25 protein-coding genes are annotated in these 26,089 nt (G+C 65.9%); 13 read left to right on the top strand and 12 right to left on the bottom strand.

Going from position 1 to position 26,089, the window contains the following annotated elements; genetic code table 11:
• Positions 1-88 precede the first annotated feature (88 nt).
• Positions 89-1,024 (top strand): ribose-phosphate pyrophosphokinase, encoded by a 936-nt coding sequence (locus U1769_RS05440; RefSeq protein WP_332713014.1) that lies wholly within the window; start codon positions 89-91, stop codon positions 1,022-1,024.
• A 306-nt stretch (positions 1,025-1,330) separates the two neighbouring features.
• On the opposite strand, the gene U1769_RS05435 is transcribed toward U1769_RS05440, so the two are convergent.
• The 3 genes from U1769_RS05435 to U1769_RS05425 are packed head-to-tail and all read right to left on the bottom strand — an operon-like array spanning position 1,331 to position 3,001.
• Entirely contained in the window at positions 1,331-2,080 is a 750-nt protein-coding gene (locus tag U1769_RS05435) for a sulfite exporter TauE/SafE family protein (protein WP_332713687.1), read from the bottom strand.
• A gap of 3 nt (positions 2,081-2,083) precedes the next feature.
• Positions 2,084-2,476, bottom strand: a complete 393-nt coding sequence (locus tag U1769_RS05430) for a hypothetical protein (protein ID WP_332713011.1) — start codon at positions 2,474-2,476, stop codon at positions 2,084-2,086.
• The gene (locus tag U1769_RS05425; RefSeq protein ID WP_332713008.1) at positions 2,477-3,001 is read right to left on the bottom strand and encodes a sterol desaturase family protein; all 525 of its coding nucleotides are present in this window, start codon (positions 2,999-3,001) and stop codon (positions 2,477-2,479) included.
• A gap of 50 nt (positions 3,002-3,051) precedes the next feature.
• Between U1769_RS05425 and U1769_RS05420 the strand changes: the two genes are divergently transcribed.
• The 5 genes from U1769_RS05420 to U1769_RS05400 all read left to right on the top strand — a co-directional run bounded on the left by U1769_RS05420 (position 3,052) and on the right by U1769_RS05400 (position 7,055).
• Positions 3,052-3,354 carry a hypothetical protein gene (locus U1769_RS05420; protein ID WP_332713006.1) on the top strand — a complete coding sequence of 101 codons (303 nt, stop codon included), beginning with the start codon at positions 3,052-3,054 and terminating at the stop codon, positions 3,352-3,354.
• A gap of 80 nt (positions 3,355-3,434) precedes the next feature.
• Positions 3,435-4,634, top strand: a complete 1,200-nt coding sequence (gene sucC, locus U1769_RS05415) for an ADP-forming succinate--CoA ligase subunit beta (RefSeq protein ID WP_332713003.1) — start codon at positions 3,435-3,437, stop codon at positions 4,632-4,634.
• A gap of 60 nt (positions 4,635-4,694) precedes the next feature.
• Positions 4,695-5,441, top strand: coding sequence for an electron transfer flavoprotein subunit beta/FixA family protein (locus U1769_RS05410; protein WP_332713000.1), 747 nt, complete (start codon positions 4,695-4,697; stop codon positions 5,439-5,441).
• The gene (locus U1769_RS05405; RefSeq protein WP_332712997.1) at positions 5,438-6,370 is read left to right on the top strand and encodes an electron transfer flavoprotein subunit alpha/FixB family protein; all 933 of its coding nucleotides are present in this window, start codon (positions 5,438-5,440) and stop codon (positions 6,368-6,370) included. The genes U1769_RS05410 and U1769_RS05405 overlap by 4 nt, the downstream gene beginning before the upstream one ends.
• 139 nt (positions 6,371-6,509) lie before the next feature.
• Positions 6,510-7,055 carry an AAA family ATPase gene (locus U1769_RS05400; RefSeq protein ID WP_332712995.1) on the top strand — a complete coding sequence of 182 codons (546 nt, stop codon included), beginning with the start codon at positions 6,510-6,512 and terminating at the stop codon, positions 7,053-7,055.
• A 12-nt stretch (positions 7,056-7,067) separates the two neighbouring features.
• On the opposite strand, the gene U1769_RS05395 is transcribed toward U1769_RS05400, so the two are convergent.
• Both U1769_RS05395 and U1769_RS05390 read right to left on the bottom strand, forming a co-directional pair.
• Positions 7,068-7,823: a class I SAM-dependent methyltransferase gene (locus tag U1769_RS05395; protein ID WP_332712992.1), complete on the bottom strand. Its 756-nt coding sequence runs from the start codon at positions 7,821-7,823 to the stop codon at positions 7,068-7,070.
• A 19-nt stretch (positions 7,824-7,842) separates the two neighbouring features.
• On the bottom strand, positions 7,843-8,592 hold the full coding sequence (locus tag U1769_RS05390; RefSeq protein WP_332712989.1) for a class I SAM-dependent methyltransferase: 750 nt from the start codon (positions 8,590-8,592) through the stop codon (positions 7,843-7,845).
• A gap of 190 nt (positions 8,593-8,782) precedes the next feature.
• Between U1769_RS05390 and U1769_RS05385 the strand changes: the two genes are divergently transcribed.
• The 4 genes from U1769_RS05385 (at position 8,783) to U1769_RS05370 (ending at position 13,865) form a co-directional block, all read left to right on the top strand.
• Entirely contained in the window at positions 8,783-10,174 is a 1,392-nt protein-coding gene (locus U1769_RS05385) for an NAD-dependent succinate-semialdehyde dehydrogenase (RefSeq protein WP_332712986.1), read from the top strand.
• Positions 10,175-10,207: 33 nt separating this feature from the next.
• Complete coding sequence (gene adhP, locus U1769_RS05380; protein ID WP_332712983.1) at positions 10,208-11,242, top strand: alcohol dehydrogenase AdhP; 1,035 nt, start codon at positions 10,208-10,210, stop codon at positions 11,240-11,242.
• An 82-nt stretch (positions 11,243-11,324) separates the two neighbouring features.
• Positions 11,325-13,013, top strand: a complete 1,689-nt coding sequence (locus tag U1769_RS05375) for an N-acyl-D-amino-acid deacylase family protein (protein WP_332712980.1) — start codon at positions 11,325-11,327, stop codon at positions 13,011-13,013.
• A 291-nt stretch (positions 13,014-13,304) separates the two neighbouring features.
• A complete protein-coding gene (locus U1769_RS05370) occupies positions 13,305-13,865 on the top strand; it encodes a 3'-5' exonuclease (RefSeq protein WP_332712977.1) in 561 nt (186 codons plus the stop codon).
• 182 nt (positions 13,866-14,047) lie between these two features.
• Here the strand turns inward: U1769_RS05370 and U1769_RS05365 are convergent, their stop codons facing one another.
• Positions 14,048-15,016: a DUF1444 domain-containing protein gene (locus U1769_RS05365; RefSeq protein ID WP_332712974.1), complete on the bottom strand. Its 969-nt coding sequence runs from the start codon at positions 15,014-15,016 to the stop codon at positions 14,048-14,050.
• Between the two features lie 208 nt (positions 15,017-15,224).
• A complete protein-coding gene (locus U1769_RS05360; RefSeq protein ID WP_332712972.1) occupies positions 15,225-15,494 on the bottom strand; it encodes a hypothetical protein in 270 nt (89 codons plus the stop codon).
• 299 nt (positions 15,495-15,793) lie between these two features.
• Between U1769_RS05360 and U1769_RS05355 the strand changes: the two genes are divergently transcribed.
• Positions 15,794-17,482, top strand: a complete 1,689-nt coding sequence (locus tag U1769_RS05355) for a hypothetical protein (RefSeq protein ID WP_332712969.1) — start codon at positions 15,794-15,796, stop codon at positions 17,480-17,482.
• A gap of 9 nt (positions 17,483-17,491) precedes the next feature.
• Here the strand turns inward: U1769_RS05355 and gyrB are convergent, their stop codons facing one another.
• The 4 genes from gyrB to U1769_RS05335 all read right to left on the bottom strand — a co-directional run bounded on the left by gyrB (position 17,492) and on the right by U1769_RS05335 (position 22,847).
• Positions 17,492-19,981: a DNA topoisomerase (ATP-hydrolyzing) subunit B gene (gyrB, locus tag U1769_RS05350; RefSeq protein WP_332712966.1), complete on the bottom strand. Its 2,490-nt coding sequence runs from the start codon at positions 19,979-19,981 to the stop codon at positions 17,492-17,494.
• Between the two features lie 105 nt (positions 19,982-20,086).
• Positions 20,087-20,860: an OmpA family protein gene (locus U1769_RS05345; protein WP_332712963.1), complete on the bottom strand. Its 774-nt coding sequence runs from the start codon at positions 20,858-20,860 to the stop codon at positions 20,087-20,089.
• An 86-nt stretch (positions 20,861-20,946) separates the two neighbouring features.
• Positions 20,947-22,017 (bottom strand): DNA replication/repair protein RecF, encoded by a 1,071-nt coding sequence (gene recF / locus U1769_RS05340; protein ID WP_332712960.1) that lies wholly within the window; start codon positions 22,015-22,017, stop codon positions 20,947-20,949.
• A 47-nt stretch (positions 22,018-22,064) separates the two neighbouring features.
• On the bottom strand, positions 22,065-22,847 hold the full coding sequence (locus U1769_RS05335; protein ID WP_332712957.1) for a Coq4 family protein: 783 nt from the start codon (positions 22,845-22,847) through the stop codon (positions 22,065-22,067).
• Between the two features lie 145 nt (positions 22,848-22,992).
• On the opposite strand from U1769_RS05335, the gene U1769_RS05330 reads away from it, so the two are divergent.
• Positions 22,993-24,393 carry a M20/M25/M40 family metallo-hydrolase gene (locus tag U1769_RS05330; protein WP_443030207.1) on the top strand — a complete coding sequence of 467 codons (1,401 nt, stop codon included), beginning with the start codon at positions 22,993-22,995 and terminating at the stop codon, positions 24,391-24,393.
• A 305-nt stretch (positions 24,394-24,698) separates the two neighbouring features.
• A complete protein-coding gene (locus tag U1769_RS05325) occupies positions 24,699-25,658 on the top strand; it encodes an SEL1-like repeat protein (protein WP_332712951.1) in 960 nt (319 codons plus the stop codon).
• Positions 25,659-25,677: 19 nt separating this feature from the next.
• Here the strand turns inward: U1769_RS05325 and U1769_RS05320 are convergent, their stop codons facing one another.
• Positions 25,678-26,070, bottom strand: coding sequence for an energy transducer TonB family protein (locus tag U1769_RS05320; RefSeq protein ID WP_332713684.1), 393 nt, complete (start codon positions 26,068-26,070; stop codon positions 25,678-25,680).
• Positions 26,071-26,089: the final 19 nt, after the last annotated feature.

The raw sequence follows: 26,089 nt of genomic DNA, 5'->3' as shown, positions 1-26,089 counted from the left end.
ACGGTTCACTTGGTCTCGGGTCTTTCGCCTGCCCGAATCGCTGGCTAAGAGCCCCGCAACGGCCGCGTCGGCCGGCGGGAACCTGCACATGAAACTGTTGACCGGCAATTCCAACCTGCCGCTGGCGCGCGCGATCTCCGATTATCTCGAAATCCCGCTGACCAGCGCGAGCGTGCGCCGCTTCGCCGACGAAGAAGTGTTCGTCGAGATTCAGGAGAATGTCCGGGGCGAGGACGTGTTCGTGCTCCAGTCGACCGGCTATCCCGCCAACGACAATCTCATGGAATTGCTGATCTGCATCGATGCGCTGCGTCGTGCCTCGGCCAAGCGCATCACCGCGGTGATCCCCTATTTCGGCTATGCCCGGCAGGATCGGAAGCCCGGCCCGCGCACCCCGATCTCGGCCAAGCTGGTCGCCAATCTGATCACCGTCGCCGGTGCCGACCGCGTGCTCTCGGTCGATCTCCATGCCGGGCAGATCCAGGGCTTCTTCGATATCCCGACCGACAATCTCTACGGTGCGCCGGTGATGTCGGCCGATATCCTGACGCGCTTCGGCGATCGCAACATCATGGTCGTCTCGCCTGACGTGGGCGGCGTGGTCCGCGCTCGTGCGTTGGCCAAGCGGCTCGACAATGCCGATCTCGCGATCGTCGACAAGCGCCGCGAGCGCGCCGGCGAATCCGAGGTGATGAACATCATCGGCGATGTCGAGGGCCGCTTCTGCATCCTGATCGACGATATCGTCGATTCAGCCGGCACCCTGTGCAACGCCGCCGCCGCGCTGATGGAGGCGGGCGCCGAGGGTGTCGTCGCCTATGTCACCCACGGCGTGCTGTCCGGCGGCGCGGTGGCTCGGGTCGAGGGCTCTGTGCTCGAGGAACTGGTGATCACTGATTCAATCGGCCAGCACGAAGTGGTGAAAGATGCCAAGCGCATTCGCCTGCTGACGATCGCGCCGTTGCTCGCCGAGGCGATCAAGCGGATTGCCGACGAAACATCGGTATCCTCGCTCTTTGACTGAGTGAACAACAGGGCATGCTGTCGGTGCGGCGTAAAGTAACGCCGCGCGTAATACCGATAGGGGTCGCATAAATATCGAAGACACGACGCCTCCGTTCGACAGTCCCGCCAGGGCGTCGTTCAGTCGCTGCGCACCGCTTGCGCCGAACCGCGATTCTAATGGTGTTGGATGGGTCCGCAGCTCGATAATAACGTCGAAAACACCCCTTCTCGTGGCTGTGTCGCATAAATCGATCTGTTCTTGGGCCAGCGCAACTATCCGCGTGCGCTGACGCGTTGAGATCTTGGAGGACCTCTCCCGGATAGTTCAGGCCAGGCCGTCCCAGACCAGTTTTACGCCGACCAGCATCATCAGCACGTAGATGGCGGTATAGAATCGGGCCGGCGACACGCGCTGCACCAGCCGCACGCCCGCCACGGTCGACAGGATCGCCACCGGCATCAGCACCGCCGCCGCCAGCATATTCTCCCGGCTGAACTGGCCGAGCGCCCAATAGGCCGGCACCTTCAGCCAGTTGGTGACGGCGAAGAAGATCGCGGTGGTGCCGACCAGCACGTCACGCTCGAGTCGCTTCGGCATCACCCAGATCTGGAACGGGGGCTGCCCGGCATGGGCGATCTGGCTGGTGAAGCCTGAGGCGATGCCGCACAATGTGCCCACCCAGCCTGGCGACTGCGCCGCAGCGCCGATCGCGCCGCGCCGCTCGACCCATAGCCGGTAGCCGCCGAACAGGATCGAGATCGCCCCGACCACACCGAGCACGGCGCTCTCCGAGACCTGCGCGGCGAAGAACCAGCCCAGCGCGATGCCGATCAGCGATCCCGGCAGCATCCAGCCCAGCACATGCCCGTTCCAATGTTTGCGGAACGCCCAGACGCCGACCACGTCCTGCACGATCAGGATCGGCAGCAGGACCGCCGCCGCGCGCACCGGGGAGATCGCCAAAGCGAGGATCGGCAGCGACAGCGCGCCCATGCCGACGAACCCGCCCTTGGACAGGCCGAGCAGGATCACGGCGGGCACGGCGAGTGCGTAGAAGAACCAGTCGGTGGGGATCGCTCAGCTCCGCTCGGCGATGCGCGCGAGATGAGCGGTGATCCGCAGCAGCACGATCAGGATCGCCGCGGCGAAGCCGGCGAGCGCCAGCACGGCATAGGTCAGCGCCTCGAGCAATTGCGCGCCGGCGTCCTGCGCCGCGGCGCCCGGCACCGCGACTCGCTGGGCGGGCTGGCCGGCGGGAATCGGCGTTCCGGGCATTCTGGCACGCGGCCCCAGCGCTTCCCGCACGGCTTCGGGTGGTGGCGCGCGGGGATCGGGTGCGCTTTCCGCCGGCGGCATCCCGCTGCGCAGCGTGCCGTTGCCGCGCGAGGCGGATTCGAGCGAGGCGAGGATCGCGAAGGTGGCAAGCCCGCTCAGGATCAGCAGCATGGTGCGGCCGAGCCAGTCGAACATCTAGCGCTCCGTTGCCCCGGATGCCGACTCGCCGGCCGGCGCGCGCACCCCGGCATGGCCACGCCGCTTGAGCTCGGCCTTCAGCGCCTCCGGTTTCGGCGCATAGAGAAAGCCGAAACTGACGTTTCCGCCTTTGGTCTCGACGACATGATGCAGCCGGTGCGCCTGGATGATCCGCTTCATATAGACGGATTTGGGCAGATAGCGGTGGTTCAGCCGCTTGTGCACGATGATGTCGTGGAAGCCGAAATAGATCGCGCCATAAGCCGCGATTCCCGCGCCGATCCAGATGAAGCCGGGCCACCAGCCGAGCTGCGCCCCACCGAGCAGCAGCACGAAGGACGGTACCGCGAAGATCGCTGCATACAGGTCGTTCAGCTCCCAGTTGCCATGGCGCGGACGGTGATGGCTGGCATGCAGGAACCAGCCCGGCCCATGCATGATCCAGCGGTGCGCGACATAGGCGAAGCCCTCCATGCCGATGATGGTGGCGACGAACAGGAGAAGGCTGGTGATCCAGGACATGGGTCACGATATAGCGGCGCAGGTTCCCGGTTGCACGAAAGGATGCCGGCATGCGCAAGATTTTGACGATGGGCCTGCTGCTGGCGCTGGCGGCCTGCTCGACGCCGGAGGCGATGACTCGGCAGGGGCTGATCGATGCCGGCATCTCCCGGCCGGTCGCGTCGTGCATGGCGAAGCGCATGGTCGACCGGCTCTCGCTGACTCAGCTGCGCCGGCTTGCGGCGCTCGGCAAGGCTGATCGCTCGCGCGATATCGATGAGCTGCTCCATCGGCTGCGCTCGCTTCACGATCCCCAGATCGTCGGCGTGACGGCCAGTTCGGCCGCGCTGTGCGCGACCGGTCTCCTCCGCTAAGGCGCGAGCGGGGTGGATTCGCCTCGCCCGCTGTGCTTAAGGCACACCCATCCCCGATCTTCGAAAGGCAAGAGAGCCCCATGAACATCCACGAATACCAGGCCAAGGAGCTTCTCGCCAAATTCGGCGTGCCCGTGCCGGCAGGCTTTGCGGCGTTGAGCGTGGATGAGGCGGTGGCCGCGGCGGCGAAGCTGCCCGGGCCGCTTTATGTGGTAAAGGCGCAGATCCACGCGGGCGGCCGCGGCAAGGGCAAGTTCAAGGAACTCGGCCCCGACGCCAAGGGCGGCGTCCGCCTCGCCCGCACCGCCGACGAAGTCCGCGCGGCGGCGATCGACATGCTCGGCAACACGCTTGTCACGGTGCAGACCGGCGAGCATGGCAAGCAGGTCAACCGCCTCTACGTCACTGACGGCGTCGATATCGCCAAGGAATTCTACCTCGCGCTGCTCGTCGACCGGGTCACCGGTCGCGTCGCGCTGGTCGTCTCGACTGAAGGCGGCATGGACATCGAGACCGTCGCGCATGATTCGCCCGAGAAGATCCAGACCTTCGACGTCGATCCGGCGACCGGTTTCATGCCGCATCACGGCCGCGCCGTCGCGAACGCGCTCGGCCTGAAGGGCGATCTCGCCAAGCAGGCGGCCAATGTCGCGTCGAAGCTGTACGATGCGTTCCTCGGCACCGATGCCGCGCAGATCGAGATCAACCCGCTCGCCGTCACGGACGATGGCAAGCTGCTCGTGCTCGATGCCAAGGTCGGCTTCGACACCAACGCGCTGTTCCGCCACAAGGATCTGATGGAGCTGCGCGACGAGACGGAGGAGGATCCGTCAGAGCTCGAAGCGTCCAAGTACGACCTCGCCTATATCAAGCTCGACGGCGATATCGGCTGCATGGTCAACGGCGCCGGCCTCGCTATGGCGACGATGGACATCATCAAGCTCAACGGGATGTTCCCGGCCAACTTCCTCGATGTCGGCGGCGGCGCCAACAAGGAGAAGGTGACCGCGGCGTTCAAGATCATTCTCGCCGATCCTGCGGTGAAGGGCATCCTGGTCAACATCTTCGGCGGCATCATGAAGTGTGACATCATCGCCGAGGGCATCGTCGCCGCGGCGAAGGAAGTGAACCTCTCGGTGCCGCTGGTCGTCCGGCTCGAAGGCACCAATGTCGAGGAGGGCAAGAAGATCCTCTCGACCTCCGGGCTCGCCATCGTCCCCGCCAACGATCTGGGCGATGCCGCCCGCAAGATCGTCGCCGAGGTCAAGGCGGCCGCGTAACGTCGCTATCGTGCCACGCCTTCCTCCCCAGGGGCTGGTTTGGACGCAGGAGAGTTTGCAATGAAGGTGCTGGTCCCGGTCAAGCGTGTGCTTGACTATAACGTAAAGCCCCGGGTCAAGGCGGACGGGACGGGGGTCGATCTGGCCAACGTCAAGATGAGCATGAACCCGTTCGACGAGATCGCGGTCGAAGAGGCGATCCGCCTGAAGGACAAGGGCGTCACCGAGATCGTCGTCGTCTCGATCGGCGAGCAAAAGGCCCAGGAAACGCTGCGCACTGCGCTCGCTATGGGCGCTGACCGCGCGATCCTCGTCGTTTCGGAAGAGAAGGTCGAGCCGCTCGGCGTGGCCAAGCTGCTCGCGAAGATCGTCGAGGAGGAAAAGCCCGATCTCGTCATCCTCGGCAAGCAGGCGATCGACGACGACAACAACCAGACCGGCCAGATGCTCGCGGGCCTGCTCGGCGTCGGCCAGGCGACCTTCGCCTCCAAGGTCGAACTGACCAGCGATTCGGTGACCGTGACGCGTGAAGTCGACGGCGGCTCGGAAACCGAGACGCTCAAGCTTCCCGCGATCATTACCACCGATCTGCGCCTGAACGAGCCGCGCTATGCGTCGCTGCCCAACATCATGAAGGCCAAGTCCAAGCCGCTCGCGCAGAAAACGCCGGCCGATTACGGCGTCGATGTCGCGCCGCGCCTGACCACGCTCAAGGTCGTCGAGCCCGCCAAGCGCACCGCCGGCGTGAAAGTAGCCGACGTTGATGAACTGGTGGCCAAGCTCAAGGCGATGGGAGTCGCGAAATGAAGACGCTCGTCTGGGTCGAACATGACGGTCAGGCCGTCAAGGACGCAACGCTCGCCGTGGTCACCGCCGCGTCGCAGCTCGGCGAAGTGCATCTGCTCGTCGCCGGCCAGGGCGTTGACGGCATCGCCGCCGAAGCCGCGAAGATCGCCGGCGTGGGCAAGGTCCATGTCGCCGACGATGCCGCTTATGCGCATGCGCTGGCCGAGAATGTCGCGCCGCTCGTCGTTGCCCTGATGGCGGATCACGATGCAGTCCTGTTCCCGGCGACCAGCAACGGCAAGAACATCGCGCCGCGTGCTGCCGCGCTGCTCGACGTGATGCAGATCAGCGACATCCTGTCAGTCGATGGCGCGGATACCTTCACGCGGCCGATCTACGCCGGCAACGCGATCGCGACGGTCAAGACGAGCGACAAGAAGCTGGTGATCACCGTGCGCGGCACGGCATTCGCCAAGGCAGCGACCGAGGGCGGTTCGGGCACGATCGAGGCCGTCGCCACGACCGGCGACACTGGCCTCTCCACCTTCGCGGGGGCCGAGATCGCCAAGTCGGAGCGGCCCGAGCTGACCAGCGCGAAGATCATCGTGTCGGGTGGCCGCGCGCTGCAGAACTCGGAGAACTTCCACGCGCTGATCGAACCGCTCGCCGACAAGCTCGGCGCGGGTGTCGGCGCCAGCCGCGCCGCGGTCGATGCCGGCTATGTCCCGAACGATTATCAGGTCGGGCAGACCGGCAAGATCGTCGCCCCGGAAGTCTATATCGCGATCGGCATCTCTGGCGCGATCCAGCATCTCGCGGGCATGAAGGATTCCAAGACGATCATCGCGATCAACAAGGACGAGGACGCCCCGATCTTCCAGGTGGCGGACATCGGCCTGGTCGGCGATCTGTTCAAGATCGTGCCGGAGCTCACCGAGAAGCTAGCCTGACGCGAGCCGCGCAGCGCAAGCTGCGCGGCGGTGCGGCCGCGAAGCGGCTTGCACGCGGAAGGCCGGCCGGCGAGGCGATAGCCGCGACCGACGTGACGCGGGATTTACTCCCGCGTCTCCGCCTCCCTATGGTGCGCGGATGGATAGCGATCGCCTCCATGTCCTCACGGGCGGTCCGGGATCCGGCAAGACGACCCTGATCGAAGCGCTCGCCGCGGCCGGCGTCGCGACCAGCCCCGAGGTCGGCCGCGCCGTGATCCGCGAGCAGTTGGCCGCGGGTGGCGATGCCCTGCCCTGGGCGGATCAGCGCGCCTTTGCCGAACTGATGATCGGACGCGAGATCGCCGCGCATGATGCGGCACTCGCCATCGGCGCGGTCACCGTGCTCGATCGCGGCGTGCCCGACGTGGTCGGTTTCCTGCGCGTCTCGGGCCTCCCGGTACCGCCGCACATCGACGCAGCGGCGCGGACCTGCCGCTACAACCCGTCCGTCTTCATCGCGCCCTATTGGGCCGAGATCTTCACCGGAGACGCGGAACGCAAACAGTTGCCGGAGGTGGCCGAAGCGACCTTCGCGGTGATGGTCGATACCTATCGCGGCTATGGCTACGACCTGATCGAACTGCCCCGCGCGCCCGTAGCCGAGCGCGTCGCGTTCATCGTGAGCCGGATCGGCATGAACTAGCCTGGTCGCTTCTCACCCCGGCTTGCGGAACTTGTAGATGAACTGGTCGGTGTGTCCGCGGATCGCCTTGTCGAACACCGGAAGGCGGTGATCGTCCGCGGGATTGGCGAGCAGCTTGCTTTCGCCGACGAATTCGAAGCCCGCCTTGGTCACCTGCGCCTTCACCGTCGCCGGATCGATGCGGTGCAGCGAATCGGTGTCTCGCATCCCCGATCCCGCCGCCGCGGCATGATCGATGATCAGCAGCACGCCCCCCGGCTTGAGCGCCGCGAACGCCGCCTTGTTGAACACCGCCGGATCGAGCGAACCCATGAAGGGGTCCGGGTAATCGTGGTAATTCTGCGAAGTGAAGACGAGATCGACTTTCACCGGCACAGTGAGTTCGGTCGCCGGCTGGATCGACCCGCTGACATTGGCGAACTCGGGTGTCGTGCCCAGCTTGCGATATGCAAGCAGGTCGCCTCTCGCCTCCATCGCGTAAGGCCTGGGCCAGATGCCGTAGACATGGCCCTCGGGCCCTACCGCCCGCGCCAGCAGCCGCGTCCAATATCCGCCGCCCGGAATCAGGTCGATGACCTTCCCGCCCTGCGGCACCCCGGCAAAGGCCAGGATCTCCGGCCCGTGCCGCCGTGCGTCCTGCTGCACATCCCTGGCCCGGGCCGGATCGGCGGCGGCCGCGGCGATATCGGCGGGTTTCGGGGGCGTTGCCGGTCCGCAGCCCGCGAGCAGGCCGGCCAGCAACGCCATGATCGTCGATCGCGCGATCATCTCGATTTCCTCCTCCGCGTCAGCCCGGTTTGCGGAACTTGTAGATGAACTGGTCGGTATGCCCGCGGATCGCCGGGTCGAATACCGGCAGGCTGTGATTGTCGGCCGGGTTGTCGAGCGCTTGGCTTTCTCCGACGAATTCGAATCCGGCAGCGGTCACCTGAGCCTTCACCGCCGCGCCTTCGATCCGGTGCAGCGTCTTGGTGACGGTGATGCCGGTGCCCGGCGCGCTGGCGTGATCCACGACGATATAGGTCCCGCCCGCCTTCAGCAGGCCGAACACACCCTTGTTGACTGCCGCGAGCGCGGCTTCGCCGCCATTGTTGGCGATGTCGTGGTAATTCTCGACCGTCCAGAACATGTCGACCGGCTTGTCGCTGGTGGGGATGTCGACGGTCTGCAGGACGGGGGTCACGTTCGCCAGCTTGCGGCCTTTGATATCGTCGACCGTCGCGGTGGCGCGGGGCGCGGCGACGGCCGGCCACGTCGGATAGACATGGCCTTTCGCGCCGACGACGCCGGTGAAGATGCGCGTCCAATAGCCCCTGCCGGGCAGATAATCGATCACCGTGTCGCCGGGGCCGACGCCCGAGAAGATCAGCGTCTCGGCGGCCTTGCGCCGCGCATCATCGACCGCCTGATCGGCCCGTGCCGGGTCGGCGAGCGCTGCGGTGACGGCCGCCCTGGTCTCGGCGGCGGGATGGTCCTTTGCCGTCGCTGCCGTGGCGACCAGCGCCACGATCGCTGCGCCCGTGAGTGATGCCCTCATGCCCGTCTCCTCTGCGATTTTGTCCCGCTTCTCATAGGCCGAAATGGCGAACAGGCACATCGCGATTTTTGCCGCGCGGTTGTGCCGGAATCCGATGAAATCGCGAAGTCTACGTAACAATCCGCATAGGGATGGTTTCCGCACGGGGCCATCAGGGCGCGCATCGGGGGCGCTCGGAAAGGACTGTTCGATGACCTACGCAACCACCAATCCCTATTCGGGCGAGATCGTGGCGACCTTTGCCGACGCGACCGATGCCGAGGTGCTGCAGGCGATCGACGCGGCGGATCTGGCCTTCCGATCCTGGCGCGAAACGTCGTTCGCGGCGCGCGCGACCGTCATGCGGAGCGCCGCCGCCATCCTGCGTCGGGACGCCGACTCCTATGCGCGCATCCTGACGCTCGAGATGGGCAAGCTCCTGGCGGAGGCGGCGGCCGAGGTCGAACTGTCGGCCGCGATCTTCGATTATTATGCCGACAATGCCGAACGGCTGCTCGCGCCCGAGGCATTGCCCGTTGCCGATCCGGCCGAAGGCAAGGCGACGCTGGTGCACGAGCCGCTCGGCGTGCTGCTCGCAATCGAGCCCTGGAATTTCCCTTATTACCAGATCGCGCGGATCATCGCGCCGCAGCTTTCCGCCGGCAACACGATGCTGCTCAAGCACGCCGCCAACGTACCTCAAAGCGCAGCGGCATTCGAAGCGCTGATGCGCGAGGCAGGGCTTCCCGACGGCGCGTTCAGGAACCTATATGCCACCCGGGCGCAGATCGAACTCATCATCAACGATCCTCGCGTCCACGGCGTCGCGCTGACTGGCTCGGAAGGCGCTGGCGCGACGGTTGCCGCCCATGCCGGCAAGGCGCTCAAGAAATCCACCATGGAACTCGGTGGCGCCGATGCCTTTGTGGTTCTCGCGGATGCGGATCTCGACAAGACCGTCAAATGGGCTGTTTTCGGTCGGCACTGGAATGGCGGCCAAGTCTGCGTGTCGTCCAAGCGCATGATAGTGGTCGATCAGGTCTATGATGCCTTTGCCGAGCGCTACGCTACGGGCGTGGCCGGGCTGAGGATGGGCGATCCGCTCGATCCCTCGACTACCCTCGCGCCTTTGTCTTCCCAAAAGGCGGCGGACGATCTCAGGGACATGGTTCGCCGTGCCGTCGAACATGGCGCCACGGCCACCGCCGTTGGTCCCGAGGTGCCCAATCAGGGTGCTTTCGTGCAGCCGACCATCCTGACGGACATCGGCGAGGACAATCCGGCGCGGTACTGGGAGTTCTTCGGCCCGGTTTCGATGCTGTTCCGCGCCAGCGACGAGGATGATGCCGTGCGCATCGCCAATGATTCGCCGTTCGGGCTGGGGGGATCGGTGTTCACCTCGGATACCCGGCACGGCGCCGAGGTCGCCGGCCGCATCTCGACCGGCATGGTGTTCGTCAACCACCCCACGATGGTGAAGGCCGATCTGCCGTTCGGCGGCGTCCGCCGCTCTGGATACGGCCGCGAGTTGCTTGGTCTCGGGATCAAGGAATTCGTCAACCACAAGCTCATCAACGTCGTCGACATCGACGCCCCCTTCTGAAGCTCATCTTCCCTTTCGCAGAGGCAGTTACTCATGGAAAAGACAATGAAGGCGGCGGTGGTCCGCGCATTCGGCCAGCCCCTGGTCATCGAGGAAGTGGCGGTGCCGATGCCCGGTCCCGGCCAGATTCTCGTCAAGATCGCCGCGACGGGCGTGTGCCATACCGATCTTCACGCCGCCGAAGGCGACTGGCCGGTCAAACCCAACCCGCCCTTCATCCCCGGCCATGAAGGGGTCGGCCATGTCGTGGCGGTGGGCGCCGGCGTCACGCATGTGAAGGAGGGCGACCGGGTCGGCGTGCCCTGGCTCTACACCGCCTGCGGGCATTGCGTGCACTGTCTCGGCAGCTGGGAGACGCTCTGCGAGAGCCAGCAGAACACCGGCTATTCAGTCAATGGCAGCTTCGCCGAATATGTGCTGGCCGATCCGAATTATGTCGGGCACCTGCCGGCCAATATCGGTTTCGTCGAGATCGCGCCGATCCTGTGCGCGGGGGTGACGGTCTATAAAGGCCTCAAGGTCACCGATACCAAGCCTGGCGACTGGGTGGCGATTTCCGGCATTGGCGGGCTCGGCCATATGGCGGTCCAATACGCCAGGGCGATGGGGCTGAACGTCGTCGCGGTGGATATCGACGATGCGAAACTGAAGCTCGCCGAGGAGTTGGGCGCCGCGCTCACCGTCAATGCGCGCGACACCGATCCGGCGCAGTTCATCCGCAAGGAGATCGGCGGCGCGCAGGGCGTGCTCGTCACCGCCGTCTCGCCGATCGCCTTCCAGCAGGCGATGGGCATGGTCCGCCGCGGCGGCACCGTATCGCTCAACGGCCTGCCGCCCGGCGATTTCCCGCTGTCGATCTTCGATACCGTGCTGAACGGTATCACCGTGCGCGGGTCGATCGTCGGCACCCGGCTCGATCTCCAGGAAGCGCTCGACTTCGCCGGCGCGGGCAAGGTCAAGGCAACCGTCGCGACCGACCGGCTCGAGAACATCAACGACATTTTCGGCCGCATGCATCGCGGCGAGATCGAGGGGCGGATCGTCATCGATTTCGAACAGGCGGCGTAACCCGCCGCTGCTGGCTCCGCCTGCTCCACCGGGCTATGCCCGTTCCGACACGGGATTCCCCGATGAAGGAAAGGGCCGTCCGATGAGCCTCCACCGCCTGGTCGCGCTGGCCGTTTCCGCTTTGCTCTGTTCGGCGGCCGCACCGGCGGCGTCGGATGAGAGCTATGATGTCGTCATTCGCAACGGCACCATCTATGACGGTACCGGATCGGCAGGGCGCAAAGGCGATCTGGCGATCCGGAATGACAGGATCGTCGCCGTCGGCAAGGTCGAAGGACGCGGTCGCTCGGAAGTCGACGCCCGGGGACTGGCGGTCGCGCCGGGATTCATCAACATGCTCAGCTGGGCGACGGAATCGCTGATCGCCGATGGCCGCAGCCAAAGCGATATCCGGCAGGGCGTGACGCTGGAGGTGATGGGCGAAGGCAGCTCGATGGGGCCGCTCAATCCAAGAATGAAGGCGGATGCCCTGAAACGCCAGGGCGACGTGAAATTCCCGATCGGCTGGACCAGCCTCGGCGACTATCTGGAGATGCTCGAAAAGAAGGGCGTATCGACGAACGTCGCGAGTTTCGTCGGTGCCGAGACGGTCCGTGTCCATGAGCTCGGCGAGGACGATGTCGATCCGACGCCGGCTCAGCTCGATCGCATGAAGGCGCTCGTCACCACGGCCATGAATGAAGGCGCGATGGGCGTCGGCAGTTCGCTGATCTACGCACCCGGCACCTATGCCGAAACGCCCGAGTTGATCGCGATCACCGCCGCTGCGGCGCGGTGTGGCGGCATGTATATTTCCCATATGCGCTCGGAAGGCGACAGGCTGATCGAGGCGATCGACGAACTGGTCGAGATTTCGCGCAAATCGGGCGCGCGGGCGGAAATCTACCATCTGAAGATGGCCGGGCGCGGCAACTGGGCCAAATATGATCAGGCGATCGCGCGGATCGAGGCGGCGCGCGCGGAGGGATTGTCCATCACCGCCGACATGTATCTCTATGCCGCCGGTGCGACCGGGCTCGATGCCGCGATGCCGACCTGGGTGCAGGCCGGGGGGCTGGAAGCATGGATCGAACGGCTGAAAGATCCTGCGACGCGGGTGAGGGTTGCGGCGGAGATGGCGGCGCCGGGCAAGGGATGGGAGAATTTCTTCGCGGGCGCCGGCCCCGACGGCATGTTGCTGGTCGGCTTCAGGAACGAAGCGCTCAAGCCGCTCGCCGGCAAGACCCTTACCGAAATCGCCAGAATGCGCGGGAAGAGCGCTGCCGAAACGGCGATGGATCTGGTCGTCGAGGATGGCAGCCGCGTCGGCACCATCTATTTCCTGATGGATGAAGCCAATGTCGCCAGACAGGTGACGCTGCCCTGGATGAGCTTCGGCTCGGACGAAGGGTCGGAGGCGCCGGAGGGCGTCTTCCTCAAGTCCGGCACGCATCCCCGGGCTTACGGCAATTTCGCGCGCCTGCTCGGCAAATATGTGCGCGAGGAAAAGCGGCTTCCCCTCACCGAGGCGATCCGCCGGCTCACCTCGCTGCCGGCCAGCAACCTCAGGATCAGGGATCGCGGCACATTGCGCGAAGGGGCATTCGCCGATGTCGTGGTCTTCGATCCTGCCCGGATCGCCGATCACGCTACCTTCGCCAAACCGCAAGTCTATGCCACCGGCATGCGGGACGTCTTCGTCAACGGCGTCCAGGTGCTGAAGGATGGCGAGCATACCGGCGCGACGCCCGGCCGGGTCGTGCGCGGACCGGGATATCGGCGGTGCGCGTGAACTGCCCGCAGGCTGGCCCCCGATCGCTGTTTAAATGCTGCAACGCCAGCAGGATGGCTTGAAACGCGCCCGCCGCCGCCCACATAAGTTTCATCGTTCAACAACGGAAAGGAGGTGGTCGAATGTCTCATTGTCACATGCCGCGCGCGGCAGAATCTGTGAGCTTGGCCTCCACCGCGGGGGTCCGGCTCGCCTGAGCTGTCCACGTTCGGATGACAATGGAAGGGCCGCTCCGCAAGGGGCGGCCCTTCTCCTGTTGAAGCCCCGGCATTTCCGTGTCGTTATCGGCTGATGCACGCCTTTCTCGATTTCGAAGCCTCGTCGCTCGCCAAGCGCAGCTATCCGATCGAGGTGGCCTGGGTGTTCGAGGATGGCCGCTCTGAGACATTTCTGATCCGGCCCGCCGAAGAGTGGACCGATTGGGATCCGGCAGCGGAGGCGATCCATCGCATCAGCCGCGAAACGCTGGTGCGTGAAGGGACTTCCCACGAACTGGTGGCGAACCATATGCTGGACGTCCTGGCCGGGCACGATCTGCTGGCGAGCGCGCCGTCATGGGACGGCAAATGGCTCAGTGCCTTGTTGCGGGCTGCCGGCGCCCCGCGAAACAGCCTGCGGTTGCGCGGCGCTGGTGAAGCGCGCCGCGAGTGCGCCAGCGAAATCCTCGCACCCATAGTAGCGCCAGACCGTCTGGCGGCCGTGGTCGGCGACCTGCTCGCGCATACGGACCTGCCGGTACCCGAGGGCATCCCGGCGCACCGTGCGCTTCCCGATGCGGTCGAGGAACGCGCGCGCTGGCTCAGGGTTTGTGCAGCGGCGAAAGCGTTATCAGTGGAACTGGCGCGGAGTTGACCTGACTGACCCGGACGTGCCGGAATCTGCCCGATACGGAAACGCGATTCTGGCCCGGCGCCCCGAGGGGGTGCGGTCGCGGCCGGATCGAAGGTGAGCGCGGAGCCAATCGCCACCGCAACCCGGAATGCTGGCCCGGAATGCTGGCAGGGCCGCATCGAAACTGCGGCATGCCGCGCCTTTCAGATCATCTCGAAAACACCGCTCCTCAGCGTTAGTAACCGGCCGGATATCGCATAGGCGTCGCTCCCGGTGATCTGGGGCGCGATCTCGGCCAGTTCGACCACTGCCGCCGCGTTGGCCGACCCGCACACCATCAGCTGGTCGCGGCTTGGTATCGCGAAGACTGGATCACCCTCAAGGTCAAGCGATCCAATCCATTCGGCGACAACCAGAATCAGGCTTGCGTCGAACAAGCCGTCGAGTTCGATCCGATACCTGCCATCGCCTCCATTCACTTCCATCAAGGCCACGCGGCGGGAGAGGTTTGACATGGCGCGGGCGGCCAGCGCTGCTTCGTCGCACACGCCCTCCAGATCCTTGATCTTCACATAGGCTATGGTGTCCGGCAGATCCTGAGCGAATACGATGATCAGGTCGGCGACGAGCGGTCGCGTCACGAAGGTCGCGCCCTCCCCCACCTGAGCGATCGCCGTCGCGAGCCAGGCGGTGGATTTGATGAGAGGCAGCACGCGGTCGAGATCCAGCCCGCCTTGCGCCGCGGCGGTGGCGCGGGCCGCAGCGAGCTGAGCTTCCAGTATCGGCTCGATCGAGTCCGGGTCAGCGAGATACTGTGCATAGGCATTGCGCAGGAATTGGTTCATCGTGCCGCCGTCGCTCCAGCGCAGGCGAACGTCGGTGTCCACGCGCTGTGCCGTCAGTTCGGACGCCTGCTCAGCCAACATCCACACATAATGGTCAGCGAATTGCTCCCGCGTCAGCGTCGCCGTTGGCCCGGGCGTATCGTCCTTACGTCGGCCAAAGAGTTTCGAAAGCAGTGTCATCGTGATGGGTCCTTTTCTTCGCCCATCAAACGGTCGACTCGCGACGAGGTCGAAGCTCTTCATGGGAACGGTGGCGGCATCGCGCCAGCAGTGCAAGCTACCGCCTCCCACCAGTTTTAGCCGTTCAGGGGCGGCCGGGACGATCATCGGCGGCCCGCGACCGGGTTGAAGGAAGAAGATGTGTGCTGGGCGACCATGGCTGATGCAGTTGATCAATTCCGCGAACGCGAAGCGGACGGCCGTCCAAGCGGTCAGGGCAGCGTCGACGCCTGCCTGCCGGCATTGTCCAAGATGCTCAGTCGCGGTTCGCCGCCACGCGCCAGGATCTGAACATGGGCCGGCCCTTGCGCGCCGATCATGCCATCGCCGCACCGACTTCGGCCGAGGAGATTCTCACGATCGGCCGCCCCTCCGCGGTGATGAGGCGGAGCAGCACCGTCTCGGGATAGGCCGATCCGTCCGGCTGCCTGGTCGCGGGATGTACGGCGATGCTGGCCCGCACCTTGCCTGGGCTGTCCATGATCTGAAGGCCGCGGCCGCGAATCACGCCATCCGGACCGGCCGCCGTTCCGCGCAGGAGCATGGCAGCGAGAATGCAGAGGTTGACCAGCGTCAGTGCGATCAAATTGGATCATCGCACGCTCCCATGTGGGGCAGGTCGCGGCCCGGCACCGGAGGATCGTGGCCCTCCAGCTATTGTGCCCGCCAGCCCATTGTAAAAAACCAGGACAGTTGGGCGCAAACTCCTCTTCGTCACCAGCGAGTCGCCGTGGCCGACGCCGATCTTCGATCCTGCGGGAGCTGGTGGGAAGAGGCTCTGGTCGTGCGTTCCTTTGAGCGACCTGTCGCCCACGGCGCGGCGGCAGGTTTCTTTGCTGGCAAGTGTCTGGCATGCCCCATTGAGCGGCAATGTGGGGGTACATCATGCAACGCTTTCTCTGGACGATCGCGCTCGCGGCATTTGTAATGACGACAGGCCCAGTGCCCGCGGGTGCCCAGATTGTCCCCGCCGCCGCCGAGTCCACCAGCCATGCCGATCTGGTCGCGCTGTTCAACGATTGGCGTGCCTTCGTGCAGCCCGCCATCCGCGCCGGTGTGCCCGATTACAGCGCGGCGGCGATGGCCGGCAAGGCTGCCGATCTCCCGCGGTACCGCAGCCGTCTGGCCGCCATCGCCACGACCGGCTGGTCCGCCGCCGACCGGAACGATTGGCGTCTGGTGGAAGCGGAGATGAACGGCTTTGATTTCTTCCTGCGCGTGCTGAAACCCTGGGCGCGAGACCCGGGTTTCTACCAGAATGTCTTCGGCGAGGAGAGCGACGTGCCCGCGCATGAGGGCCCCTCGGCTGGCCCCACGATCGATCTGTTCAAATTCTCCTATCCGCTGTCACGGGCCGACGATCGCATATTGACTGAGCTGGTCGGCGGCGTGCCAGCCATGTTGGCGACGGCACGCACCAACCTTGCCGGGAGCAACGCCGCCGATCTGTGGCGATATGGCGACCGTGGCTTTCGCGACCAGAGCGCCGTGCTCGCTGCGCTGGAGCGCGGCGACCTCAAGATGCGAACCTTTTCGGGCGAGCAGGCCGCATCGCTTGCCGGCGCCAGCCCGGCGCTGCGCAACGCGGTGCGGGCGGCCAGGATAGCGACCGACAGCTTTGCCGACTGGATCGTCGCGCAGGCGCCGAGCATGACCGGCCCATCGGGCGTCGGCAAGGCCAATTACGACTGGTATGTCGCGAAGGTAAATCTCTCTCCTTATGGCTGGGACCAGCAGGTGATGCTGCTCCAGCGCGAACTCGATCGCGCGCTTGCGTCGCTGCGCCTGGAGGAACTCCGCAACCGAGACCTGCCGCCGATCACCCCGATCAGCGTGGCCGCTGCCTACCGCCGGATGGCCGAAGCCAAGACCAGGAAGTTCAACGACTTCCTCGTTGCCACCGGCTTCGTGCCCGACAAGCCCTATTTCCGGAAGGCGATGGAAGCGCAAACCAGCAACTACCTCGCGCCGGACGCCGATCACGGCTTTTTCGACAACGTGACGGCGCTCGATCCGCTGCCGCTTCTGTCGCACTCCACCCACTGGATCGAACTGGCGCGCCTTCGTTTCGAGCCGCGCGCCAGCCCGATCCGGCAGACGCCGCCCCTGTTCAACATCTTCGCTGATCGCTCGGAAGGCTTCGCCACGGCGATGGAGGAAATCGTCATGCAAGCGGGGCTGTACGACGACATCCCGCATGGCCGGGAACTCGTCTGGATCATGCTGTCCAACCGCGCGGCGCGCGGGCTGGCATCGCTGCATGTGCAGGCCAATGAGAGCGATCTCGCCCGGGCGGGACGTTTCCATGCCGACTGGACGCCGCGCCATTGGTCGAATGCGCAGAGCAAGCTCGTTGGTTTCGAACAGCTGCTGTACCTGCGTCAGCCCGGCTATGGGACGAGCTATGTCGTCGGCAAATTGCAGCTCGACCATCTTTTTGCGCGTGCTTCGCACGAGGCCGAAACCGCGGGGCAGCCCTTCGAGATGAAGGACGTGTTTGCGCGGGTGATGGCACCCGGCATCCTGCCACCGGCGCTGATTGAAGACGAGATGTTCGCTGCGCCCGGGCGCTAGGCGAACATCCTACACGTCGAGGTTCACCACGCTCAGGGCATTGTCCTGGATGAACTCCCGGCGCGGTTCCACCACATCGCCCATCAGCCGGGTGAAGATCTCGTCGGCGACATCGGCCTGCTCGACCTCGACGCGGAGCATCGAGCGATTCTGCGGATCGAGCGTGGTCTCCCACAGCTGCTCGGCGTTCATCTCGCCAAGGCCCTTGTAGCGCGAGATCGCCAGACCCTTGCGGCCTGCCGCGAGGATCGCGTCGAGCAGTTGGCTCGGCCGCGCGACCATCGTCTCGCCCTTGCCGACCGTGACTGGCGCGTCATCTTCTTCCGCGGCCGCATCGACTTCGGCCTGCGCTGCGGCGGCCGCCTTGGTCGAGACCAGCTTTGCGGTCTGCACGAAGGCATCGCCCTGCTCGATTGCCAGCGCGTGGAGCTTGCGTGCCTCGGCCGAGCCGAGGAATGCCGCCTCGATGATGTGGTGATCGGTCACGCCGCGCCAGATCCGCTGGAAATGGATGCTGCCCTCGCCAGTGATCGTCGCAGACCAGCGCGCATCGGTATCGGCCGCGTCGAGCCCGCGCACCACCGTCGCCACGAGCGTGCCCCGCGCTTCGTTGGACAGGGTCGGATCGAGCACGCCGCCCATCGCCAGCGCCTCCACCATGGTTGGGTCGTAACGCCGCGGCACGTAGCGCATCAGCGTGCGCATCCGCCGTGCATGATCGACCAGGCTGCGCAGATCGGCGCCGGTTCGCGCGCCGCCGGCGCCTTCGAGCACGCTCGTCGCCACGCCATTCTCGACGAGATATTCGTCGAGCGCGTTGTCGTCCTTCAGATACACTTCGGAACGGCCGCGCGTTGCCTTGTACAGCGGCGGCTGGGCGATGAAGAGGTGCCCGTTGGTGATGATCTCCGGCATCTGCCGGTAGAAGAAGGTCAGCAACAAGGTGCGGATATGCGCGCCGTCCACGTCTGCGTCGGTCATGATGACGATCTTGTGGTAGCGCAGCTTCTCGACGTTGAAATCGTCGCGGCCGATGCCGGTGCCCATCGCCTGGATCAGCGTGCCGATCTCGCGGCTCGAGAGCATCCGGTCGAACCGGGCGCGCTCGACGTTGAGGATCTTGCCGCGTAGCGGCAGGATCGCCTGGAAATGCCGGTCGCGGCCCTGCTTCGCCGAGCCGCCGGCCGAATCGCCCTCGACCAGGAACAGCTCGGACTTGGCCGGATCGCGCTCCTGGCAATCGGCGAGCTTGCCGGGCAGCGACGCGATATCCATCACGCCCTTGCGCCGGGTCAGTTCACGCGCCTTCTTCGCGGCTTCGCGCGCTGCGGCGGCATCGATCACCTTGGCGATGATCGACCGGCCGTGCGCCGGATTCTCCTCGAGCCACTCGGCCAGCTTGTCGGCCATCAGGCTTTCGAGCGGCTGGCGCACTTCGGACGAAACGAGCTTGTCCTTGGTCTGCGACGAGAATTTCGGATCGGGCAATTTCACCGAGACGATCGCGGTCAGCCCCTCGCGCATGTCGTCGCCGGTCAGCGTCACCTTCTCCTTCTTCAGGAGGCCGGTCTTCTCGGCATAATTGTTCAGCGTGCGCGTCAGCGCGGCGCGGAATGCCGCCAGATGCGTGCCGCCGTCGCGCTGCGGGATGTTGTTGGTAAAGGCGAGGACGTTCTCGTAATAGCTGTCGTTCCACTCCAGCGCGACGTCGATCGTCACATCGTCGCGGGTGCCCGAGATCGCGACCGGATCGGGCATCAGCGCGACCTTGTTGCGATCGAGATATTTCACGAACGCGGCGATGCCGCCTTCATAATAGAGCTCGACTTCCTTCACGTCCTCGTGCCGCGCGTCCTTCAGGAACAGGCGCACGCCGGAGTTGAGGAAAGCGAGCTCGCGGTAACGATGCTCGAGCTTTTCGAAATCGAACTCGGTGATCTTGAAGGTGGCGGGGCTCGGGAAGAAGGTGACGCGCGTGCCCTTCTTGCCCGGCGCGGGGCCGACGACCTTGAGCGGCGCCACCGCATCGCCGAACGCGAAGCGGATATAATGCTCGGTCTCGTCGCGCCAGATCGTCAGGTCGAGCCATTCGCTCAGCGCGTTGACGACGGAGACGCCGACCCCGTGCAGGCCGCCCGAAACCTTGTAGGCATTGTCGTCCGAGGTGTTCTCGAACTTTCCGCCGGCATGGAGCTGAGTCATGATGACTTCGGCCGCTGACACGCCTTCTTCGGTATGGATGCCGGTGGGGATGCCGCGGCCATTGTCGGTCACCGAGACCGAACCGTCCGCGTTGAGGACAATGTCGATCCGGTCGCAATGCCCGGCCAGGGCTTCGTCGATCGCGTTGTCGGAAACCTCGAACACCATATGGTGGAGGCCCGATCCGTCGTCGGTATCGCCGATATACATGCCGGGGCGTTTGCGGACGGCGTCGAGGCCCTTCAGGACCTTGATGGAATCTGCGCCGTAATCGTTCGTGTTGGGATCTTCTGCCATGCCAAGCATATAGGGATTCGAGGCTGGAAACGGAAGCAAAATGCCGCATCGGGGCGGCCGCCCGCATGTCGCGCGCGGCCGCCCTCAAATGCCCCGTATCGGGCCTTAATCCGCGCGCGAGAAACGGTCGGCGCGCTGGCCGAGCAGAGTCACCTCGACCCGGCGGTTCTGGCGCATGCCGGCGGCGGTGGCGTTGGTCGCGACCGGATCCGCCTCGCCATGCCCGACCACCGAGAAGCGGGCACGCACGACGCCCAGCTGGTCGAAGGCAGAGCGCACGCTGGCAGCACGGCGTTCGGACAGCGCCTGATTATGCGCGTCGGTGCCACGCCCATCGGTATAGCCGTCGATCGACACTCGCACGCCCGGCTCGGCGCGCAGATAGGATGCGAGCGGCCGCAATTTCTCGATCGCGCCCGGGCGCAGCACGGCGCTGTCGGTCCTGAACAGCACGTCCTCCTGCAGACGCAGTGTCGCGCCGCGCGACGTCTGGCGGAAGCCATAGCCACGCATCGCGCCGCGATCCCAGCCGCCGCCGCGGTCCTCGACCACTACTGCCCGGTCGCGCGACTCCCAGTCGAAGCGGTCGCGCCGCGGTCCGGCGATCTCGGCAAAGGCGCGGTTGGCGGCCTGCGCCTCGCGTCGGCTGACGCGGCCATCGCGGTCCCGATCGAAATTGCGCATCACGAACGCACGGCCGCGATTCGTCGCGCGCAGTTCGCGGTAGAGGATCGGAACGCCGGCACCGACCAGGCCATAGTCGCGATCGTCAGCGCGACCGCCGCCCCAGTCCCAGCGCTCCTGAGCAAGCGCCGGGCTGGCGCCCGCGGTCAACAGAGTTGCTGCCAGCACAGTGGCGATCATTGGGTTCTTGTTCATTGTTCTTACTCCCATGGCCCCCGCCATGGAGCGGTTTCTGCAGCCCGACGCTTGAACGCGGTGTGAGCCGGCTCGACAGGTGAGGTTCAGCGGGCGCTGCGCCCGATCGTCAGGCGGAACGCCTCAGTCCCGACGTCGTCGAACAAGGCCGATTCAGTGCCCGTCATCCACACCTGGCCCTTGCCGGCGAGCCGTTCGAACAGGGCGGCGCGGCGCACCGGATCGAGATGCGCCGCCACTTCGTCGAGCAGCAGGACCGGCGGCTGGCCGGTGCGCTCGGCCACCAGATCGGCATGGGCCAGCACGATACCGAGCAGCAGCGCCTTCTGCTCGCCGGTCGAGCACAGGCCGGCGGATTGCCCCTTGCCGAGATGCGTGACGGCCAGGTCGGTGCGGTGCGGGCCGGCCAGCGTGCGTCCGGCTGCCGCATCGCGCCGCCGCCCCTGGGCGAGATCGGCCGCCAGTGTCTCGCCAGCGCCGGTCCAGCCTTCCAGCGTGAGTCCCGCCCGGGCGAACGGCCCCTCGGGCTGCACTATCAGCCGTTCGGCCAGTGCTGCGACCGTCGCGCGCCGCGCCGCATCGATCGCCGCGCCATGCTCGGCCATCTGCGTCTCGAGCGCGCTCAGCCAGTCGGCATCGGCCGGCCGCCCGCTGTCGCTCGCCTCGGCGAGCAAACGGTTGCGCGCCCGCATCGCTGCCTCGTAGCGGTTGGAATGGACCGCATGGCCCGGGCCCAGCGCCAGGGTCAGCCGGTCGAGAAACCGCCGCCGCTCGCTGGCCGGCTCGACGAACAGCCGGTCCATCGCCGGGGTGAGCCACAGGGTGGTGAGCCATTCCGCCAGCGCGGTTGCGGCGACGGTCGCGCCCTGGATCCGCACGATGCGGCGCTCGGGCGCTGAAGGCTGCGTGCCGGTGGCGATGTCGACCTCGCCCACCAGCGCGGCCGCTACCCCGAAGCCCCCGGTCCCGCCCTGCCGCGCCATCTCGCCCAGCGCCGCGCGCCGCAGCCCGCGCCCCGGCGCCAGCAGCGATACCGCCTCGAGGATATTGGTCTTGCCCGCGCCATTCTCACCGGTCAGCACGACGAAACCCGGGCCGGGCTCGATCGTGGCATCGGCGTGATTGCGGAAATCGGTAAGGACCAGGCGCGACAGCATTGCCAGCGCCTTAGCCCAGTTCGTACCTGGCTAGCGAGGGCCGCCGATCAGGCGGCGAGCTGCTCCGCACCCGTCTTCTTGGACGCGCTGAGATAGGAGGCCAGCTCCGCACCGAGTTCGCGCTGCGCATGCAGATAGGCGGTAGGTGTCCGGATGCCGAGACGCGCGCGCGCTGCGTCGAGCGGCTCGTGCATCAGCGCCAGATAATCCTCACCCGCAATCCATTTCGCCTTCCGCCCGTTGCGGTAGCCCTCGATGACGGCCCTGGCGAACAGCGTGTTGCCGGTCACGCGCAAGCTCTTCAGGGCCGCCGCTCCGCCGATGAAGGCCCAACCGAGCCCGCCTACCTGAGCGTAGCTGAACGCAACCAAAGCTGCCTCGCCCAGGCTTTCGTCAGCCTTGTAACCGGTCAGCACATGCCAGATGTCATGCGTGTCGCGCGTCCGCCGGCCGAACCAGGCGTAAGGATGAAGCATTTCCTCTTCGCGGTTGATCTTGCTGATCTCGGCCAGGCCATCGGCGGAATAGCCGGTCGTCTCGAGGAAATGGCGATAGGCCGCCCCGACCGTGCCCGGCGCGAATGAGGCGACAAAGGCTTTATCGACGAAGCGCTCCGCCAGTTCGACCCGCTCATAGGCCATGCGCCCACCCTTTTCGGTGGCAATGAACCGACCGAAGTTCGCGGCCGTGCTGCCAACGTTCAGCGCGCGCATGATGCGGAATACCTGAGTCGTGTCGTCGCCATTGGCGAGCAGCTTGCGGATCGCGTCGAATGCGGTCCGCCAGTCGCGGCGCCCGGTGGTTCCGGGAAAGGGAGGAAGTTTGGCCATCGAGTCGATCCTTGCTGACACTTATGTCAGTAAGTGAATTCCATCCCCAAGGCAAGACCGTTTACGCCCGTCGTTATCGGTTGGCTGATTGGCGAACCCCTGCTTAAGATGCCGTGATCTGGCTCGGGAGATATTCATGAATCTAATGGTCGCCGCCGCAAGCGTGCTTGCCCTGCTTGCCTCTCCCGCTTCGGCCGCGCCGGCGGGCGATCCGCGGCCGGATCAGCTGGCCTTCCGGGATATCTACCGGGAACTGGTGGAGACCGACACGTCCGTCTCGACCGGCAGCTGCACCGCTGCCGCTGGAAAGATGGCGGCGCGTCTCAAGGCCGCCGGCTTTGCCGACGAACAGGTCACGCTTTTCACGGTCGATGGCTTCCCGCTCGATGGCGGGCTGGTCGCGCAGTTGCCCGGCAGCTCGACCACGGCCAAGCCGATACTGCTGCTCGGCCATCTCGACGTGGTCAACGCCCGGCGTGAGGACTGGCAGCGCGATCCCTATGCCTTCATCGAGGAAGGCGGCTATTTCTACGGGCGTGGTACGTCCGACATGAAGGCAATGGTGGCGACCTGGGTCGATACGCTGATCCGGCTGAAGCAGACCGGGTTCAAGCCGAAGCGCACGATCAAGCTGGCGCTGACCTGCGGCGAGGAATCGGGCGCGCGCATGAACGGCGCGCAATGGCTCGCTGAGCACCGGCCCGAACTGATCGCAGCCGAATTCGCGCTCAACGAAGGCGGCGGCGGCAGCACCGACGGCCAGGGCAAGCTCGTCTCCCAATCCATGCAGGTGGGCGAGAAATCCAACCGCAGCTTCGAACTGGAGGCGACCAACCCCGGCGGCCACAGCTCGGTTCCGATCGACGACAACGCCATTTACGAGCTCGCCAGCGCGTTGGAAAAAGTGCGGGCCTACCGCTTTCCGATCCGCTTCAACGATACGACCCGCGCCTATTTCGCGCGGGCGGGCAAGGGCCGGAACGACGATCTCGGCCGTGCCATGGTGGCGCTGGCCGCGAATCCGGACGATCGCGCCGCCGCAGCGCTGGTCTCGACCGATCGCACCTTCAACGCGATGCTGCGCACCACCTGCGTAGCGACGATGCTGGAGGCTGGCCACGCCGCGAACGCGCTGCCCCAACGGGCCAGGGCGACGGTGAACTGCCGCATCGTGCCGGGTGAGGATGCCGACACGACCCGTGCGGCGCTGGTCGCCACGGTCGCCGGTGCCAAGGTGAGCGTCACCCTGGTCGGGCGGCTGCGCCCGATCGCGGTCCCGCCGCCGCTGGATCCGAAAGTCATGGTGCCGGCCGAAAAGCTCGTCGCCCGCTATTTCCCGGGAGTCCCGCTTATCCCGACCATGTCGACCGGCGCCACCGACGCGACCTATCTCGCGCCGATCGGCATCCCGACCTATGGCGTGCCGGGCAGTTGGGGCGATTTCGCCGGCAATGGCGCGCACGGCCTGAACGAACGGCGCGGGGTGGAGTCGGTGTATGTCGGCCGCGATTTCCTCTACGATCTGGTCAAGGCCTATGCGCGGTAACGCATCGGCCCGTCATTTGCCGGGGGTCTCCGCGATCTTCGTGTCGCAACCTTCGGCCGACACATATGCGTCGCCGGCGTCGCTTCCCGCTCGATCGCGACGCGATAGGTTATCGCCCGCGCCGTCGCCGACTGGATCGTGATCGCGATGCCACGCGCTGCGCCCTTATATCCTCTGCGTGGCATGGCCGGTCTTTCCTCGGGGCGAAGCCCTGCCCTTACCGGTTATGGGTCGTAAATCTCTGGGAAATCGTCGAAAGGTAGCGGTGCAGCGCCGGGCTGCGAACGGCGAGAGGTGGTTTTTCGATGCTTTATCTGATGGTCGCCGCGCTGGCGCTGGCCCAGGCTGTGCCCGCGCAGGATCAGCCGCCCCTCGTCGAGGTCACCGCCACCCCGGCTGAGGAACCAGCTGACGAAGTCGAAACGGCCCGCGCGCTTGAAGCAAAATGCGCGGCCGATGCCGCGGCCTGTGGCGGCGCCGGCACGCTGTTCGTCGAAGGCGACGGTGTCCCGCAGGACAGTGTTCGCGGCGCCGCATTGTTCATCAGCGGATGCGACCGCGGGGACATGGGCAGCTGCATCTATCTCGGCATCGCACATCATCAGGGCGTCGGCGTGCCCCAGGATTCGGTCAAGGCGGCGGCCCTGTTTGCGCGCGCCTGCGATTCGGGCGACGCGTCGGGCTGCTCCAATCTCGGCTTGGCTTATGTCCGCGGCGAGGGCGTCGTGAAGGACGAGGTGCGGGCGGTCGGCTATTTTAAGGCCGCCTGCGATCAGGGCAACGCCGGCGGCTGCTCCAATCTCGGCGCGGCCTATGTGAAGGGTGTCGGCGTGAGAACCGATCGTCGCCGCGCGCTGCCGCTTTTCACCAAGGCGTGCGACGGCGACGATTCGAACGGCTGTTACAATCTCGGCGTGGTCTATGCCGACGCGATCGGCGTGCGCCGCGATCGCGAGCGCGCCGCCACATTATATGAGCGCGCCTGCGCCGAGAAGGAGGGCGCTGCGTGCGGCAATCTCGGCGAGCTTTACCGGTCAGGTTCCGGCGTGCCCAAGGATCGGCTCCGCGCCGCCGAGTTGTTCGAGCGCGGCTGCGATCTCGATCAGGGCGAAAGCTGCTATCTGCTCGGCCGCGCTTACCAGAACGGCGAAGGTGTCGAGCGGGACGAGGCGCAGGCGGTGACGCTGTTCACCCGCGCAGTGGCGCTCGATCCGGAGCAGAAAAAGGCTGCCCGCGCGCTCGCCCGCGCCACCGCGTCGCGATAATCGGCCCTGCAGGGCCCGCTTAGTCGGCGATGCGAAAGGTCAACGGCAGGACGAGATCGACCGGGCCGGTCATGCCGGCCGGCATTGGCGGCAGCCGGGCGCCGCGCACGGATTCCACCGCTGCCGCATCCAGCTCGGCAGTGCCCGAGGAATGGGCGAGCCGCGCGGTCAGGATTCGTCCGGTCCGGTCGACGCGGAAGCGGATATGCGCCGTGCCTTGGGCGCCCTTATGCAGGGCTGCGGGCGGATAACGTTGATTTTGCGTTAGCTGCGCGACCACTTGCCGCTGCCATGCCGCATCCGTTTCGGGTGGTGGGACGGACGCGGGGGGCGGGACGAGGCTCTGATTGTCGGATGGGATCGCGATCTGGATATCCTGCGCCGCGATGAGCAGCAACGCCGCCACAAGCATCGACACCCGCTTTCCGGGA

The organism is Parasphingomonas zepuensis (assembly GCF_036663735.1).
Classification (GTDB): domain Bacteria; phylum Pseudomonadota; class Alphaproteobacteria; order Sphingomonadales; family Sphingomonadaceae; genus Sphingomonas.
The sequence above is the reverse complement of the archived record's forward strand: the minus strand, read 5'-3'. Positions and strand labels throughout refer to the sequence as shown.

Coding starts and splice junctions, on each gene's coding strand:
- U1769_RS05335 (WP_332712957.1), bottom strand. CDS start 22,847: ATGGCCAAACTTCCTCCCTTTCCCGGAACCACCGGGCGCCGCGACTGG.
- U1769_RS05370 (WP_332712977.1), top strand. CDS start 13,305: ATGCACGCCTTTCTCGATTTCGAAGCCTCGTCGCTCGCCAAGCGCAGC.
- U1769_RS05410 (WP_332713000.1), top strand. CDS start 4,695: ATGAAGGTGCTGGTCCCGGTCAAGCGTGTGCTTGACTATAACGTAAAG.
- U1769_RS05375 (WP_332712980.1), top strand. CDS start 11,325: ATGAGCCTCCACCGCCTGGTCGCGCTGGCCGTTTCCGCTTTGCTCTGT.
- U1769_RS05365 (WP_332712974.1), bottom strand. CDS start 15,016: ATGATCGTCCCGGCCGCCCCTGAACGGCTAAAACTGGTGGGAGGCGGT.
- U1769_RS05395 (WP_332712992.1), bottom strand. CDS start 7,823: ATGATCGCGCGATCGACGATCATGGCGTTGCTGGCCGGCCTGCTCGCG.
- U1769_RS05400 (WP_332712995.1), top strand. CDS start 6,510: ATGGATAGCGATCGCCTCCATGTCCTCACGGGCGGTCCGGGATCCGGC.
- U1769_RS05405 (WP_332712997.1), top strand. CDS start 5,438: ATGAAGACGCTCGTCTGGGTCGAACATGACGGTCAGGCCGTCAAGGAC.
- U1769_RS05390 (WP_332712989.1), bottom strand. CDS start 8,592: ATGAGGGCATCACTCACGGGCGCAGCGATCGTGGCGCTGGTCGCCACG.
- U1769_RS05355 (WP_332712969.1), top strand. CDS start 15,794: ATGCAACGCTTTCTCTGGACGATCGCGCTCGCGGCATTTGTAATGACG.
- recF (WP_332712960.1), bottom strand. CDS start 22,017: ATGCTGTCGCGCCTGGTCCTTACCGATTTCCGCAATCACGCCGATGCC.
- adhP (WP_332712983.1), top strand. CDS start 10,208: ATGGAAAAGACAATGAAGGCGGCGGTGGTCCGCGCATTCGGCCAGCCC.
- U1769_RS05430 (WP_332713011.1), bottom strand. CDS start 2,476: ATGTTCGACTGGCTCGGCCGCACCATGCTGCTGATCCTGAGCGGGCTT.
- sucC (WP_332713003.1), top strand. CDS start 3,435: ATGAACATCCACGAATACCAGGCCAAGGAGCTTCTCGCCAAATTCGGC.
- U1769_RS05330 (WP_443030207.1), top strand. CDS start 22,993: ATGGTCGCCGCCGCAAGCGTGCTTGCCCTGCTTGCCTCTCCCGCTTCG.
- gyrB (WP_332712966.1), bottom strand. CDS start 19,981: ATGGCAGAAGATCCCAACACGAACGATTACGGCGCAGATTCCATCAAG.
- U1769_RS05325 (WP_332712951.1), top strand. CDS start 24,699: ATGCTTTATCTGATGGTCGCCGCGCTGGCGCTGGCCCAGGCTGTGCCC.
- U1769_RS05345 (WP_332712963.1), bottom strand. CDS start 20,860: ATGAACAAGAACCCAATGATCGCCACTGTGCTGGCAGCAACTCTGTTG.
- U1769_RS05320 (WP_332713684.1), bottom strand. CDS start 26,070: ATGCTTGTGGCGGCGTTGCTGCTCATCGCGGCGCAGGATATCCAGATC.
- U1769_RS05425 (WP_332713008.1), bottom strand. CDS start 3,001: ATGTCCTGGATCACCAGCCTTCTCCTGTTCGTCGCCACCATCATCGGC.
- U1769_RS05420 (WP_332713006.1), top strand. CDS start 3,052: ATGCGCAAGATTTTGACGATGGGCCTGCTGCTGGCGCTGGCGGCCTGC.
- U1769_RS05440 (WP_332713014.1), top strand. CDS start 89: ATGAAACTGTTGACCGGCAATTCCAACCTGCCGCTGGCGCGCGCGATC.
- U1769_RS05385 (WP_332712986.1), top strand. CDS start 8,783: ATGACCTACGCAACCACCAATCCCTATTCGGGCGAGATCGTGGCGACC.